Raw genomic sequence first — 16,451 nt, 5'->3', positions numbered from 1 at the left:
GTCTGATCTCTGTCATTGGTGGTGAATCGTATGACAATAAAATCGGATCATCGCGCTTTGTATCTTCAAGTTATTGACCGCATGAAGCAGGATATTGCTGCCGGATTGTACAAAGAGAAAGAGAAGCTGCCATCCGAATTTGAGCTGGCCAAGACACTTGGAGTCAGCCGCGCCACTCTCAGAGAAGCGCTGCGGCTGCTGGAAGAAGACAATATCATCGTGAGGCGCCATGGCGTAGGCACTTTTGTCAATGCGAAACCGGTTTTTTCATCGGGCATCGAACAATTGACCAGTGTTTCCGACATGATCCGCCAAGCAGGCATGGAGCCTGGTGCTATTTACTTAAGTACCCACGAGGCTCCTTGTTCTGAAGAAGATATAAAACGCTTTCATTGCGAAGACGATGACTCAATTATTACTATTGAACGCGTCCGAACGGCAAACGGGGAACCCGTCGTCTATTGTATCGATAAAGTTCCTTCACGTTATTTGCCTGGAGATTTTCTCGGACGCACAGAAAGTTCCATCTTCTCAGCAATAGAGGAGTCGGGGGACATCCATATTGCGTATGCAGTCACGTTCATCGATCCGATCGGCTATCATGACCAGGCTTCACCAATTTTGGAATGTGACCCGGAAACAGCTTTACTCGAGTTAAAACAGTACCACTATGATGAGGACGATCGTGTGGTGCTTTATTCAAAGAACTACTTCCGAGCTGATAAATTCAGTTTCCATGTAGTTCGAAAACGTGTGTAAAACGGCAAATTCCTGCTAATATCAAAAATACCTTGGGGGTTATCACATTGATTAAACGTAAATTTGCTCTAGGCCTTTCAGTAATGCTTGCAGCGAGCACTATGCTAGCGGCATGCGGCAGCGAAGAAGAAGCAACATCAGGCGGTTCTGGGGGCGGAGAAGGCGCAGAAGAAACAAGTGACTTTTCTGTTGCAATGGTAACCGATGTCGGGGGCGTTGATGATAAATCTTTCAACCAATCGGCTTGGGAAGGTTTGGAGAAATTCGGTAAAGAAAACGGCCTTGAAAAAGGCGATGGCGGTATCGATTACCTTCAGTCTGGTTCTGACGCTGATTACAACACCAACTTGAATAACTTGATCCGCCGCGACTTTGATGTCGTTTTCGGAATCGGCTTCTTGATGGAAGGTGCAGTTAAAGAAATCGCTGCCCAGCAGCCTGATGCTCAAATCGGAATCATCGATGCTGTTGTTGATGCTCCAAACGTTGCAAGTGTCTTGTTCAAAGAACAAGAAGGCGCATACCTTGCAGGTGTTGCTGCTGCTTTGATGACTGAAACGAAAAAAATCGGTTTTGTCGGCGGCATGGACATTCCTGTAATCGAACGCTTTGAAGCTGGATTCAAAGAAGGCGTTAAAGCTGTAGACGAAACAATCGTTGTTGATGCTCAGTACACAGGTGCTTTTGATAAAGCGGAATTGGGTAAATCCACTGCTGCTCTTATGTATGATTCTGGCGCGGATATCGTATTCCACGCAGCTGGCGGAACAGGAAACGGTGTATTCACTGAAGCCAAAGAACGCAAAGAAGCTAATCCGGATGAAAACGTATGGGTTATCGGCGTAGATGCTGACCAATACGATGAAGGCCAAGTTGGCGATGCTAACGTTACATTGACTTCAGTTCTTAAACGAGTTGACCAAGCAGTTCTTGATATCTCAAACAAAGCTAAAGAAGGAAACTTCCCAGGCGGCGAAACAACTACTTACGGTTTAGCTGACGATGGCGTTGGCCTTGCGGATTCACGCGGAGCGATTCCTGACGATATCATGACTCAAATCGACGAGTACAAAGAGAAAATCGCTAGCGGCGAAATCACAGTACCAGAAACTTTGTCTGAATAATTTCTTTTGATACGGTCATCATAAAGACCGGTTTAACCGGTCTTTATGATTTTTTTTGCTTAAAAACGGATTGATAGATGAAAGGTTTTTAGCAATAAAAGCCTTTCCTGTATCAATTTTAAAAGCGATGCAAAGCTAATTATAAAAAAAATCACCAGTTTTCGGGGGAGTGAGAACAATGGAATATGTTATTGAAATGCTCAATATACGGAAAGAATTCGGGGCATTCGTCGCCAACGATGATATTACGCTTCAATTGAAAAAAGGCGAAATTCATGCATTATTAGGTGAAAATGGAGCGGGAAAATCGACATTGATGAACGTACTTTTCGGACTATACCAGCCAGAAGGCGGGGAAATCCGTGTACGCGGCAAAAAGGTTGATATCTCAAACCCGAACATCGCAAATGATCTCGGAATCGGGATGGTCCACCAGCATTTTATGCTAGTCGAGAACTTCACCGTCACGGAAAACATCATTTTGGGCAATGAACCAACGAAATTCGGAGTGACCAATAAAAAAGATGCAGCCAAGCGTGTGCAGGAAGTTTCTGAACAATATGGCCTGAATGTTGATCCACATGCATTGATCGAAGATATCTCCGTCGGCATGCAGCAGCGTGTGGAAATCCTGAAAACGCTTTATCGCGGAGCAGAGATCCTCATATTCGATGAGCCAACCGCGTCATTAACGCCACAGGAAATTGTCGAATTGATCCAAATTATGAAACGTTTGATTGCTGAAGGCAAATCAATCATTTTGATCACCCATAAATTGAAAGAAATCATGGATGTATCCGATCGTGTAACGGTCATCCGCAAAGGCCAGGGAATCGGCACTGTCATCACAGCGGAAACCAATCCGGCTGACCTGGCATCGTTGATGGTCGGACGCCAGGTGGAATTCAAAACAGTGAAAGGGCCAGCTAATCCAACAGAGGATGCGCTGTCTATAAAAGATTTGGTAGTAGAAGATTACCGCGGCGTTGAAAAAGTGAAACGCTTGAATTTGACAGTCCGCAAAGGTGAAATTGTCGGAATTGCGGGAATCGACGGAAATGGTCAAAGTGAATTGATCGAAGCAATCACTGGACTCCGCAAAGTGAAAAGCGGCACCATTTCACTTCATGGCAAGGATATCACCGGCTTAAAGGCGCGCAAAGTGACTGAAGCGGGCATAGGGCATATTCCACAAGATCGCCACAAACACGGACTGGTGCTGGATTTCCCGATTGGCCATAATATTTCGCTGCAGACGTATTATAAATCGCCGATTTCCAAAGGCGGCATCATCGATTACAAGAAAATCGATGAAAAAGCATTGCAAATCATCAAGGATTTTGATGTCCGTACGCAAGGGCCGCACACACCAGCGCGCGCTTTATCCGGCGGAAACCAGCAAAAAGCGATTATCGGCCGGGAAGTGGACCGTGACCCTGATTTGCTTATCGCGGCATTGCCGACTCGCGGACTTGATGTCGGCGCGATTGAATTTATTCACAGCCGTTTGATCGAACAGCGTGACAACGGCAAAGCAGTTTTGCTCATTTCATTCGAACTCGATGAAGTCATGAACGTATCGGACCGCATTGCAGTTATCCACGATGGAGAAATCGTCGATGTCGTAGTTCCGGAAGAGACTACGGAACAAGAGCTTGGACTGCTGATGGCAGGACATTCTGTCAAAGCACAAAGCAACGGCAATAACGATTTAAAGAAAGAAGGTGAGGATCAGCATGTCAATTAGAGCTACGAATCTTCTGGTCCCCGTCATATCTGTTATTTTAGGTTTACTGGTCGGTGCAATCGTTATGCTCGTATCGGGCTATAGCCCGATTGTCGGCTACACCGCTTTATGGAATGGTATTTTTGGAGACCTTTATACAATTGGTGAAACAATCCGCCAGATTACCCCGTATATTTTGGCAGGCCTTGCAGTAGCGTTTGCATTCCGCTCGGGACTGTTCAATATCGGTGTTGAAGGGCAATTGATCGTCGGCTGGTTTGCAGCTGCATATGTAGGTGTAGCTGTTGAATTGCCGAAAATCATTCATTTGCCGCTGGCAATTTTGGCTGCGGCTGCAGCTGGAGCTCTATGGGGCTTTGTGCCAGGCCTTTTGAAAGCGAAATTCCATGTACACGAAGTTATCGTCACAATTATGATGAACTATATCGCGCTGCACACGACAAACGCATTGATCAAAACCGTTTCTGACGGCGGCGACAGAACCGAGTCGATTTTCTTGAGTGCATCGCTGCGCTCGGAATTTTTCCAGAACCTGACGGACTTTTCACGCCTCCATTACGGCATTTTGATTGCGCTGGCGATGGTTGCGGTCATGTGGTTCATTCTTGAGAAAACAACTCTAGGCTTCGAATTGAAAGCGGTCGGTTTCAACCACAACGCTTCCGAATACGCAGGCATGAACGTCAATAAAAACGTCATCCTCGCAATGGTCATTTCCGGTGCATTCGCTGGTCTTGCCGGGGCGATGGAAGCACTTGGAACGTTCGAATACGTTTCTTCCAAAGGCGGTTTCACCGGCATCGGATTTGACGGCATTGCCGTTGCCTTGCTGGGCATGAATACACCGCTTGGCGTCATTTTTGGCGCGACATTATTCGGTTCACTGAAATACGGCGCTTTGAACATGCCGAATGCTGCAGGAATTCCTTTGGAAATCGTGGAAATTGTCATCGCGGTTATAATTTTCTTCGTAGCATCAGGTTATATCATCCGCCTATTCCTGCTGCGAGCGGCTAAAAAGAAGGAGGCGAAGTAATATGAGTTTCTTGGAAGTTTTGTATTTCATCGTTCCTTCAGCCATATTTTACGCGGCACCATTAATTTTGACAGCTATCGGCGGCGTATTCTCCGAACGTTCAGGTGTTGTAAATATCGGCCTTGAAGGTTTGATGGTCATCGGTGCTTTCGTCGGTATTTTGTTCAACTTGCTGTTTGCTGATCAGTTCGGCAACGCAACCCCTTGGCTGGCATTGGTTGCAGCGATGGTAGCTGCTTTATTGCTATCGCTCGTCCATGCAGTGGCGTCGATTTCGTTCCGTGCTGACCAAGTCGTTTCAGGGGTAGCGATCAACTTGCTTGCCATTGCCTTATCACTTTACTTAGTTAAGAAAATTTTCGATAAAGGGCAGACGGACTTTATCACGGAACGCTTCCCGCGTTACGATGTACCGTTCCTTTCAGATATTCCGGTTCTCGGACCGATGTTTTTTACGAAAATGTACAACACGTCGATCCTTGCACTCGTGGTTGCAATTGTGGCTTGGTTCGTCATTTATAAAACGCCATTCGGCCTGCGCCTCCGCTCTGTAGGCGAGCATCCGATGGCTGCTGATACAATGGGCATCAACGTTTCAAGAATGCGTTATATCGCTGTCATGATCTCCGGAGCGCTTGCGGGCATCGGCGGTGCAATTTATGCACAGACAATTTCCGGCGACTTCGGCCATGCAACGATCAATGGCCAGGGCTTTATGGCTTTAGCAGCTATGATTTTCGGTAAATGGCATCCACTGGGCGCCATGGGAGCGGCATTGTTCTTCGGGCTTGCGCAATCGCTGAGCATCGTCGGACCGTCCATTCCATACATCAAAGACATTCCTAGCGTGTTCCTGCTAATTCTTCCGTATGTATTGACGATCCTTGCGTTGGCTGGATTCATTGGCCGCGCGAATGCACCAAAAGCAAACGGCGTGCCTTACATCAAAGGCCAGCGCTAAGCTGAATAAAAAATTATTATTTAAAGGCATGCCCGGAATTATTGGGCATGCCTTTTTAAATTTCCGCAGATATTTATACAGCCTCTGCCGCTTTTCTTTAGTTACAAGGTTCGGTATAGTTAGACTATGATGAGAGAGAGGGGAAATACATATGTTTGAAACAGTCAATATTGCAAAAGGCGTCAAGGTCCATGTACACGAAACGACGCAATTCAAAACCATAAATTTCTCGCTGAAATTCAAAGATAAACTGACAAAGGAAAAAGCTTCTGCGCGTACGATTTTGGCGAATGTACTCCAGCACAGCAACGAAGTCTATCCTTCCCATACAGCATTGCGCATGGTGCTTGATGATTTATACGGCACTTCCCTTTACATAGATTCTTCGAAGCGGGGCAACGAACATATCGTCACTTTAAACGTCGAGACGGTCAACGATCAGTATTTGTCTGAGCAAGGCGTCCTTGAAAAAGTGATGAATTTAATGTACATCGTTTTGTTCAAACCGAATTTCGAACACGGCTTGTTCAAGGAATCGGTTTTCAAACGGGAACAGGAAGCGATTAAACACCGCATCGAATCGATTTTTGACGATAAAACCCGCTACGCTCAGCAGCGCCTGATGGAATTGGCTCTGCCTGAACACCCTGCATCGATTCAACCGAATGGCACGATCGAAAGAGTCGCCGAGGTGACAAATGAAAAGCTCGTCGAAGAATACAAGGAAATGATCAACAACAACGAAATCGAGATTTATGCGGTGGGCGACATCAAAGCCGATATGATTGCAGGGCATTTCAAGGAATTCTTCCATTTCGGCGACCGCGTGCAAGCGATCAAAGCGCCTTCGACCGAATTGACAAAACCGGAGCAGCCGCGTGTTGTCGAATTCGAAGACATGAAGCAAGGCAAGCTGCATATGGCTTTTTACTCGCCGATAACGTTTCGCGATGAGAAATTCCCAGTCATGCAATTGCTGAACGGTGTCTTTGGAGGCTACGCGCATTCGAAACTATTCGTCAATATCCGTGAAAAAGAAAGCATGGCTTATTACGTATCGAGTTCGTACGCTTCACAATTTGGTTTGATGTTCGTATTGGCGGGAATAGATGCGAAGCTTGAAGAAAAAGCGGTCAAGCTCGTGCTTGAACAGCTGGAAGAAGTGAAAAAAGGCAATATCACGGAAGTGGAACTCGGCCAGACGAAAGCGCTGCTGACAAACCAATTGCGGGAAGCGCTGGATAATGCGCGCGGGCAAATCGACATTTACGATCAATACATGGAACTGACGGAAGCTTTCGAACCTGATTACCTCATCAGCAGATGGAACTCCATTACTAAAGAAGATATCGCGGAAGCTGCTAAAGGGCTGTCTCTCGAAATGACGTATTTCCTATCAGGCAAGGAGGATGATTCTGTTGAATAAAGTCGAATTCAAACAATTAGACGAAACCTTATACCATGAGAAATTAGAAAATGGGCTTGAAGTCTATATATTGCCGAAAAAAGGATTTTCCAAAACCTTCGCAACCTTTACGACGAAATACGGTTCAATCGACAATAATTTTGTGCCGTTTGGAGAAAAAGAAGCGATAAAGGTTCCTGACGGCATCGCCCATTTCCTGGAGCATAAAATGTTCGAGAAAGAGGACGGCGATGTCTTCCAGCAGTTCAGCAAACAAGGCGCTTCTGCGAATGCTTTCACTTCATTCACACGGACAGCGTATCTGTTTTCGGCTACGGACAAAATCGATGAAAACGTGGAAACGCTGCTTGATTTTGTGCAGAGCCCTTATTTTACAGAAAGCACTGTTGAGAAGGAAAAAGGCATTATCGCACAGGAAATTACGATGTACGATGACCAGCCGGATTGGCGGCTGTATTTCGGCGTCATTGAAAATATGTATAAGAACCATCCAGTAAAAATTGATATCGCCGGAACAGTTGAATCGATCCAGGACATCACGGCGGATCATCTGTACACATGCTACAACACGTTCTACCATCCATCGAACATGGTGCTGTTCATTGTAGGAGCGGTCGAACCGGAAAGCATGCTCAGCCTTATTAAAGAGAATCAAGGCGGCAAAACGTTTGAAGAGCCGCAGAACATCGAACGGGTTTATCCGGAAGAGCCAGCCCAAGCTGCAATCAAAGAACGGATGCTGGAGATGAGCGTGCAAAAACCGAAAGTGTTCATCGGCATTAAACCAGAGCTTTTGGATCTTTCCGGAGAAAACATGATGAAGCATGAATTGTCAGCCCAATTGGCTTACGAATTGCTGTTTGGCCGTACTTCCGACTTTTATCACAATGCTTATGAGAACGGCTGGATCGATGAATCTTATTCGTTCGATTATTCACTTGAGAACGGTTTTGGCTATGCATTGATTGGATCAGATACGGCTGTTCCCGAAAAATTGACGCAAGAAATCAACGACACGCTGGACCGGGCAATCGAGAAATGGCCATTTGGCCAAGCGGATTTGGACCGGGTGCGCCGCAAGAAGATCGGCTTTTTCCTAAGAGCGTTGAATTCACCGGAATACATTGCCAATCAGTTCACTCGCTATGCATTCAACAACATGAACTTGTTTGATGTCGTGCCAGCACTTGAAAACATCGAAGTTCCGGATTTGCAGGAAGCTTTTGCGTCGGTCAGCCAGGAAAGCCAGCGCTCGTCATTCACGATCGTGCCGCCTAAAAAGGCGGAACAGTGAAACGGTTTGCAGTCATTATGGGAGCTTCAGGCGAGATAGGGGAGTGCATTGCAGAAGGGCTGGCGAATGATGGCTGGTCGCTGTATCTTCATTATAATTCAACGCCCGTCAGCCAATTGGCGGAGCGGCTCGAAAAAAAATTCGCGTTTCAGGAGTTTATTCCTGTGCAAGCCGATTTTACGGATAGCAATGGCGGAGAAATTCTGGCATCAAATATTTTCGATGCGTCGTGCATTATTGTAGCCAGCGGCCATGCCTTGATGAAAATGCTGCTGGATACAGATGAGCAGGAAATGGATGAGCTATGGCGGGTGCATGTGAAAAACCCTGCCACCGCCATCAAATTGATCTCACCCTATTTTCACCGGCATCCTAAAAATTATGTCATTTTCATTTCTTCGGTTTGGGGCCAGGCCGGGGCAGCAATGGAAACGATGTACTCTTCAGTAAAAGGCGCACAATTGGCTTTTGTCAAAGCCTACGCGAAAGAAATGGCGCCGACTGGCACACGCGTCAATGCAGTGGCGCCAGGTTTTATCCAGACGAAAATGAACAAAGAATTCTTAGAAGAGGAATTGGCGGCAATCGAGGAGGACATCCCACTCGGGCTTGGCAATCCGCAGGATGTCGCTGATGCTGTGGCCTTTTTGGTCAGCGGCAAAGCTGACTATATAACAGGGCAGACGCTAAATGTAAATGGCGGATGGCATATGTAGAAAAAGAAGGAAAGGTTTTCCTTCTTTTTTTATTACCTCTTTTCTTGGGACCGTAAATCCGCTATCATAAAGAGGTAGGAACTTTTAAGGCCAAACACTGTATTGAAAGGTCGGATGATGTGTGAAAGAATGGTATTTTGAATACGAAATTCAAGTCAATCGTCCGGGTCTGTTAGGAGATATAGCTTCACTTCTTGGTATGTTGAGAGTAAATATTATCACAATCAATGGCGTCGACCAAGGCCGCCGCGGAATGCTTCTGCGAGCGGAGCACGATGTACAATTAGAGCGGTTCGAGCAGATTGTTTCCACTATTGAAACAATTTCGGTCAAAAAATACCGGGAACCGAAGCTGCGCGATATTCTGGCAGTCCGCCACGGAAGATATATCCAGCGCGACGCAGATGACCGGAAAACGTTCCGTTTTGTCCGCGATGAATTGGGGCTGCTAGTTGACTTCATGGCTGAGATTTTCAAGCAGGAAGGCCATAAGCTGGTCGGCCTCCGCGGCATGCCGCGGGTCGGCAAGACGGAATCCATTGTCGCTGCTAGCGTCAGCGCCAACAAAAAATGGATTTTCCTGTCGTCGACTATGATCAAACAGACAGTACGCAACCAGTTGATGGGCGATGAACATAACGCAAACAACATCTTCATCTTGGACGGCATCGTCACCCGCCGTTCAGGGGATGAGCGCCATATGCAATTGGTTAGGGAAATGATGCGGATGCCAACGATTAAAGTAGTTGAACACCCCGATATGTTTGTCCAGCAATCTGAATACAACATAGAAGATTTCGATTATATAATCGAACTGCGCCATCATCCAGACGAAAAGATTACGTATGAAGTACTAGAGAAAAACAACTTCATGGACGACCGAAACCAAGCGGATCTGTTCGGCGGTTTCAACTTTTGAGTAGGCAGGTGAGTATATTGAGTGAATTAGGTAATCGTTTAAAAGAAGCGAGAATTGCAAAAGGCTATAGTTTGGAAGATTTGCAGGATGTGACAAAAATTCAGAAACGCTATTTGGCAGGCATTGAAGAAGGCAACCATAGTATGATGCCCGGGCCTTTTTATGCCCGTGCATTCATCAAGCAATATGCGGAAGCGGTCGGCCTCAATTCCAATGACTTGCTGGAGCAGCATAAAGGGGAAATTCCTGCACCGGCGAAAGAAGAAGTGAGAACAACAATGCCGCCGCCGACTCCGTCGCGCCGCCAGACATTCGCGAAAAGCTCTTCGCGCGGCAGCGGCATGGGTGAGATGATGCCAAAAGTTATTGTGGCCTTATTTATAGTAGTTATTATTGGGGTGGCTTGGGTATTCTACCAATCTCTCGGCACCAAAGACACTGCAGAAGAGGTTCCGGAAGAAACCGGTGTTCCTTATGAAGAACCTGCGGATAAAGATGCCGTACCGACAGAAGAAGAAAAAGCTGCAGAAGAAGAAGCACCTGAAGAAGCTCCAGCGGAACCCGCAGAACCCGCAGAACCCGCAGAACCTGAAGCGAGCATAAAAGTGGAAACAACAGAAGGTGAAACGACAATATACGCATTCAGCGGTCCTGATAAAAGGGAAATGACCGTTAAAGCGAATGAGGCATCATGGGTAGCAGCCACTGACCAAGATCAGAAGGCATTATTTCCTGCTGTGACAATGCAGCCGAATGATTCTGAGACGGTTGACGTTACCGATATGAAGCAAGTTCGCCTCCGCCTTGGAGCTGCACCGAATATGTCGGTTTCCATCAACGGCAAACCGGTGGAAATCTCTAAAAAACCAATTACACAAAACATTGTTATTCAATTCTCAGCCGCGGAATAGCCATCTTTTGATGGCTTTTTTTCTTGAAAAACGAAAGGAGAATCATTTATGAACATTCCAAACCGCATCACCATTTCCCGGATCCTCCTTATTCCCGTATTCATGGTCCTCATGCTTGTCGAATTCAACTGGGGGGAAATGACCTTGTTCGGCGCTACTATGCCGGTCAGCCATTTTGTCGGCGCACTCGTATTCATCTTCGCGTCATTGACGGATTGGGTTGACGGCTATTATGCACGAAAATACAACCTTGTTACGACATTTGGTAAATTTCTCGATCCGTTAGCGGACAAATTGTTGGTATCAGCAGCTTTGATTATTTTAGTGGAGCTTGGATTTGCCGCTTCATGGATCGTCATCATCATTATCAGCCGTGAATTCGCGGTTACCGGCTTGCGCCTAGTCCTTGCGGGCGAAGGGGAAGTCGTTGCAGCCGGCGGCTTAGGGAAAATCAAAACCACCGCACAGATTTTGGCGATTTCATCGCTTCTGCTTTATAACACAATCTTTACATTAGCTAATATACCGTTTGGCGACATCATGCTTTACATCGCATTGATCTTTACGGTATGGTCCGGCTGGGATTATTTCTATGCCAACCGCAAAGGCTTGATGGTCTCGAAATAAATTCAGCAGCATGTAATTGCTTAAGTTGAATTTAAGAAGTGATTTGTTGAAAATCGCTCAGGACGCTTTGGGAAGTGCAAAGCCGATTGTTTCTGTCCCTGTCCCTGCAACGCTTCGCTAGCTTCGAGATATTGAAGTTCATTGCAGCGCTATGCGCTTCGTTGCAAAGGTATTTCCCCAATCTTTGGGTCAATACCTTCGTAGCTGTTTTGCGGGATATCGATTATGAATACACATTAGTTCAACTTATATAGATTGAAGGGAGTGCATGGCATGAACGCAGAAATTATTGCGGTAGGCAGTGAATTATTGCTTGGGCAAATCACCAATTCCAATGCCCGTTTTATTTCAAGCAACCTCGCGGAACTCGGGATTAATGTCTACTACCACACAGTGGTCGGCGATAACCCGGACCGGCTGAAAAGCATCATTGAAATTGCCGAACAAAGAGCCGATCTAATTATTTTCACAGGTGGGCTTGGTCCGACAAAAGATGATTTGACAAAGAGCACAATTGCGGAACATTTGAATACAAGTTTGGAAATGGACCAAGTCGCGCTGGATTCGATTGTCGCGTATTTCGAACGCGCGGGACGCACGATGACTTTTAACAATAATAAACAGGCATTGGTGTTGAAAGACAGTGAAGTGCTGGAGAACCACCACGGCATGGCGCCGGGTATGCTTTATAAATCTGGCGAACACGTCTATATACTTCTGCCTGGCCCACCGAAAGAAATGGAGCCGATGTTCCAATTCGAAGCGAAGCCGAAACTGGCCCGCATGTTGAATAAGGAAGATGTCATTTTATCGCACGTTTTGCGCTTTTATGGTATTGGCGAAGCCGAACTGGAAGACCGGATCCAGGATTTGCTGGAAAAGCAAACCAATCCGACCATTGCGCCGCTCGCTTCGGATTCTGAAGTGACGTTGCGCATTACAGCGAAGACTGAGACAGAAGAGCAGGCATGGGAATTGATCAACGAAGCGAAAGAGGAAATTCTGGCAATTGTCGGGGATTACCTTTATGGCTACGATGATGACTCGCTAGCATCAAAGGCTGTAGAGCTCTTGAGAGAACAGCACAAGACCATCTCAGCTGCCGAAAGCTTGACCGCCGGCTTGTTCCAAGCAGAGCTCGCCGCCATACCAGGCGTTAGCAAAGCGTTGAAAGGCGGAGTCATTGCTTATAATGAAGAAATGAAAATCAAACAGCTGGGCATCTCCGCTGAATTGCTCGAGCAATATGGAGTAGTCAGCGAAGAAACAGCAATCGCCATGGCTGAGGCCGTCCGCTCGAAATTCGGGACGGACATCAGCGTTTCTTTAACGGGTGCGGCAGGACCGGATGCGCATGGTGAGCAGCCTGCAGGGACCGTATGGATCGGCATTGCTGATGAAAACGGGACGAAGGCTTATCGCCTCCAGCTTTCCGGCATGCGCAATTCAAACAGGCTTAGAGCCGTTAAATTGGCTTTGTACTATGTTATACGAACACTAGCTGCAGGAAACGCACGCAAAATTTAATTTTGCGTGCGTTTTTCCTTTCAAACGTGTTTTTTGGCTTCTATAGCCAAATCAAAACTCAAATTTAAAATACGAACACGAATAAACGTTCGCATTTCTCTTGTGTATTTCTCAATAACCTAGTATACTAGAAACAGGTAGAAAAATTGGTTTTATTAAGAGGAGGACTTTTTTTGAGCGATCGTAAAGCAGCATTGGATATGGCGTTAAAAGGTATAGAAAAGCAATTTGGTAAAGGTTCGGTCATGAAATTAGGAGAGAAAAGCGACCGCAACGTATCATCGGTTTCAAGTGGATCATTGGCAATTGATACTGCTCTAGGAATAGGCGGATACCCGCGTGGGCGGGTCATCGAAATTTACGGCCCTGAAAGTTCGGGTAAAACGACCGTTTCGCTTCATGCGATTGCAGAAGCGCAAGCGGCAGGCGGAACAGCAGCATTCATCGATGCCGAGCATGCGCTTGATCCGGTTTACGCAAAAAATCTTGGCGTTAATATTGATGAGCTATTGCTGTCACAGCCTGATACAGGCGAGCAAGCGCTTGAAATCACGGAAGCATTAGTGCGAAGCGGTGCGGTTGATATCGTGGTCATCGATTCGGTGGCGGCACTTGTGCCAAAAGCTGAAATTGAAGGCGAAATGGGCGACTCGCATATGGGCTTGCAGGCTCGCTTAATGTCCCAAGCTTTGCGTAAATTATCCGGCATTATCAATAAATCGAATACGATTGTTATCTTCATCAACCAGATTCGCGAGAAAATTGGTGTGATGTTCGGAAACCCGGAAACGACTCCAGGCGGCCGTGCACTGAAATTCTATTCTTCTGTACGCATGGAAATTAGACGCGCAGAAGCTTTGAAATCAGGCAATGACATCATTGGTAACAGAACGAAGATCAAAGTTGTCAAAAACAAAGTTGCTCCGCCGTTCCGTACAGCGGAAGTGGACATCATGTACGGTAAAGGGATTTCACGCGAAGGTGAAATCGTCGATATCGGTTCGGATCTGGAAATCATCCAGAAGAGCGGTTCTTGGTATTCGTACAAAGAAGAACGCATCGGGCAAGGCCGTGAAAACGCCAAGCAGTTCTTGATGGCGAATCCGGAATTGCGCAACGAAATTTCGAACAAAGTCCGCGAATCTTTGGGCATGGCTGCAGCGACATATACAATTGCTGCTAAAGCTGAAGAGCCGGAAGAATTCGATCTTTTGATCGACGAAGAATAAGAAGGGAAGCGCAGCTAAAGCTATGCTTCTTGAAGATGGCCGCCAAGCAATACGCTTGGCGGTTTTTCTGTGCCTGCATTCAGCAGTCTCGGGTTAAAAGACGCAGTCCCCGGCAAGTCCTCAGGGCTTATTGGAACTAAACGGACGCCTACGCTTTTCTAGGTGTCCAGTCTTCGGCCCCAGTTCCTCGAGATGCTTCGGCCTTGCCAGCAACGGCAAAAGACGCCGTCCGCGGCAAGCCCTACAGCGCTTGTCGGAACTAAACGGGCGCCTACGCTTTTCTAGAGGTGTCCAGTCTTCGGCTCCAGTTCCTCGAGACGCTTCGGCCTTGCCAGCAACGGCAAAAGACGCTGTCCGCGGCAAGCCCTCCAGCGCTTGTCGGAACTAAACGGGCGCCTACGCTTTTCTATGAGTTTCCATGGGTTGACACTTCTTAGTACCAACTATACAATTAAGTTGTATCTACGCATCTAACTAGTGCGGTGACGCATTTTAAAACGATTGATGCAATAAAATGTTTGCTTTAATTCATCTTTATGAACTGTAGAAAAAGAATAGCAAGAGGAGGTGTTCGAATGGGGATTTCTGAGATCATCTTCGCTTTGCTTGGTATCATCGTCGGTGTAGTTGTTGGCTATTTTGTTCTTAAAAAACAAAACGATTCCGATATAGCAGGCGCTAAAAACTCTGCGGAGCAAATTGTTGAAGATGCGAAGAGAGAAGCAGAAGCGCTGAAAAAAGAAGCTTTATTGGAAGCGAAAGACGAGAATCATAAATTGCGTACTGAAACAGAATCTGAAATTCGGGAACGCCGATTGGAACTTCAAAGACAAGAAAATCGGTTGTTGCAGAGAGAAGAAAATTTGGATCGCAAGGATGATGCATTAAACAAAAGAGAAGCGAGCCTTGAACGCAAGGATGAAACTCTCGCAGAAAAACAACAGCATATTGTACAGATGGAGAGCAAAGCAGAGGATTTAGTCCAGAAGCAGCAGTCCGAGATGGAACGAATTTCTTCATTGACACGCGAAGAAGCGAAATCGATCATCCTGCAGCAAGTTGAAAATGAACTTTCAACAGATATTGCGGTCATGGTGAAAGAAACTGAAGCGCGCGCCAAAGAAGAGTCGGACAAGAAAGCGAAAAATATCCTATCATTGGCAATGCAGCGTTTTGCTGCTGACCATGTCGCAGAAACAACTGTTTCAGTGGTGAACTTGCCGAATGATGAGATGAAAGGCCGGATTATCGGGCGCGAAGGACGTAATATCCGAACGCTTGAAACTTTGACGGGCATCGATTTGATCATCGATGATACGCCTGAAGCGGTTATCCTTTCCGGCTTCGATCCGATCAGACGTGAAACAGCCCGGTTAGCTCTTGAAAAATTGGTATCCGACGGCCGTATCCACCCTGCGCGCATCGAAGAAATGGTTGAGAAATCACGCCGCGAAGTGGACGAGCAGATCCGCGAAATCGGAGAACAAACGACATTTGATGTCGGCGTCCACAATTTGCATCCTGATTTGATCAAAATTCTTGGCCGCCTGCGCTACCGCACAAGCTATGGCCAGAATGTCCTGAAGCACTCGGTTGAAGTTGCTTTCCTTTCCGGTTTGATGGCCGCGGAGCTTGGTGAAGACGTAACGCTCGCAAGACGTGCCGGCCTTCTACATGACATCGGTAAAGCTATTGACCATGAGGTTGAAGGAAGCCACGTCGAGATCGGTGTGGAGCTTGGAACGAAGTATAAAGAGCATCCAGTTGTCATCAACAGTATTGCTTCCCACCACGGGGACACTGAAGCAACGTCAATCATTTCGGTTATCGTTGCTGCAGCAGACGCTTTGTCTGCCGCACGTCCGGGTGCACGCAGTGAGACATTGGAGAATTATATCCGTAGACTTGAAAAACTTGAAGAGATTTCTGAATCGTACGAAGGCGTTGAGAAATCATTCGCTATTCAAGCGGGGCGCGAAATCCGCATAATGGTCCGCCCGGAACAAATTGACGACATGACAGCCCATAGGCTTGCCCGTGATATCCGTAAGCGGATTGAAGAAGAGCTTGACTACCCGGGGCACATTAAAGTGACCGTCATCCGGGAGACACGAGCAGTTGAATACGCAAAATAATAGGATTGAGGCTTCGATGAATGTCTATTCAAAGAAGCCT

Annotated in this window: 14 protein-coding genes; all 14 read left to right on the top strand. The window is 46.6% G+C overall.

Annotated features, from left to right (window positions below):
• Positions 1-30: 30 nt before the first annotated feature.
• The 14 genes from AC4EHB_RS04695 to rny all read left to right on the top strand — a co-directional run bounded on the left by AC4EHB_RS04695 (position 31) and on the right by rny (position 16,411).
• Entirely contained in the window at positions 31-759 is a 729-nt protein-coding gene (locus AC4EHB_RS04695; RefSeq protein WP_490974441.1) for a GntR family transcriptional regulator, read from the top strand.
• Between the two features lie 47 nt (positions 760-806).
• Complete coding sequence (locus tag AC4EHB_RS04690; RefSeq protein WP_490974440.1) at positions 807-1,883, top strand: BMP family lipoprotein; 1,077 nt, start codon at positions 807-809, stop codon at positions 1,881-1,883.
• 178 nt (positions 1,884-2,061) lie between these two features.
• Positions 2,062-3,630: an ABC transporter ATP-binding protein gene (locus tag AC4EHB_RS04685; protein WP_490980818.1), complete on the top strand. Its 1,569-nt coding sequence runs from the start codon at positions 2,062-2,064 to the stop codon at positions 3,628-3,630.
• A complete protein-coding gene (locus AC4EHB_RS04680; RefSeq protein WP_490974438.1) occupies positions 3,620-4,666 on the top strand; it encodes an ABC transporter permease in 1,047 nt (348 codons plus the stop codon). Before AC4EHB_RS04685 ends, AC4EHB_RS04680 begins: the two co-directional genes overlap by 11 nt.
• 1 nt (position 4,667) lies before the next feature.
• Positions 4,668-5,627: an ABC transporter permease gene (locus AC4EHB_RS04675; RefSeq protein ID WP_490980817.1), complete on the top strand. Its 960-nt coding sequence runs from the start codon at positions 4,668-4,670 to the stop codon at positions 5,625-5,627.
• A 151-nt stretch (positions 5,628-5,778) separates the two neighbouring features.
• Entirely contained in the window at positions 5,779-7,053 is a 1,275-nt protein-coding gene (gene yfmF / locus AC4EHB_RS04670) for an EF-P 5-aminopentanol modification-associated protein YfmF (RefSeq protein WP_490974436.1), read from the top strand.
• A complete protein-coding gene (gene yfmH / locus AC4EHB_RS04665) occupies positions 7,046-8,347 on the top strand; it encodes an EF-P 5-aminopentanol modification-associated protein YfmH (RefSeq protein WP_490974435.1) in 1,302 nt (433 codons plus the stop codon). Before yfmF ends, yfmH begins: the two co-directional genes overlap by 8 nt.
• Positions 8,344-9,063 (top strand): elongation factor P 5-aminopentanone reductase, encoded by a 720-nt coding sequence (gene ymfI / locus AC4EHB_RS04660; protein WP_490980816.1) that lies wholly within the window; start codon positions 8,344-8,346, stop codon positions 9,061-9,063. The genes yfmH and ymfI overlap by 4 nt, the downstream gene beginning before the upstream one ends.
• 121 nt (positions 9,064-9,184) lie before the next feature.
• Complete coding sequence (locus tag AC4EHB_RS04655; protein ID WP_490974433.1) at positions 9,185-9,982, top strand: YmfK family protein; 798 nt, start codon at positions 9,185-9,187, stop codon at positions 9,980-9,982.
• Positions 9,983-9,999: 17 nt separating this feature from the next.
• Positions 10,000-10,893 carry a helix-turn-helix domain-containing protein gene (locus AC4EHB_RS04650; RefSeq protein ID WP_490980815.1) on the top strand — a complete coding sequence of 298 codons (894 nt, stop codon included), beginning with the start codon at positions 10,000-10,002 and terminating at the stop codon, positions 10,891-10,893.
• 48 nt (positions 10,894-10,941) lie between these two features.
• Positions 10,942-11,520: a CDP-diacylglycerol--glycerol-3-phosphate 3-phosphatidyltransferase gene (pgsA, locus tag AC4EHB_RS04645; protein ID WP_490980814.1), complete on the top strand. Its 579-nt coding sequence runs from the start codon at positions 10,942-10,944 to the stop codon at positions 11,518-11,520.
• Between the two features lie 273 nt (positions 11,521-11,793).
• Entirely contained in the window at positions 11,794-13,047 is a 1,254-nt protein-coding gene (locus tag AC4EHB_RS04640; RefSeq protein ID WP_490974430.1) for a competence/damage-inducible protein A, read from the top strand.
• 173 nt (positions 13,048-13,220) lie between these two features.
• Positions 13,221-14,276: a recombinase RecA gene (gene recA / locus AC4EHB_RS04635; RefSeq protein ID WP_490974429.1), complete on the top strand. Its 1,056-nt coding sequence runs from the start codon at positions 13,221-13,223 to the stop codon at positions 14,274-14,276.
• A gap of 575 nt (positions 14,277-14,851) precedes the next feature.
• A complete protein-coding gene (gene rny, locus AC4EHB_RS04630; RefSeq protein WP_135505278.1) occupies positions 14,852-16,411 on the top strand; it encodes a ribonuclease Y in 1,560 nt (519 codons plus the stop codon).
• The last annotated feature ends 40 nt before the right edge of the window (positions 16,412-16,451 follow it).

Source organism: Planococcus sp. TJ-302 (assembly GCF_058268455.1).
The sequence above is the reverse complement of the archived record's forward strand: the minus strand, read 5'-3'. Positions and strand labels throughout refer to the sequence as shown.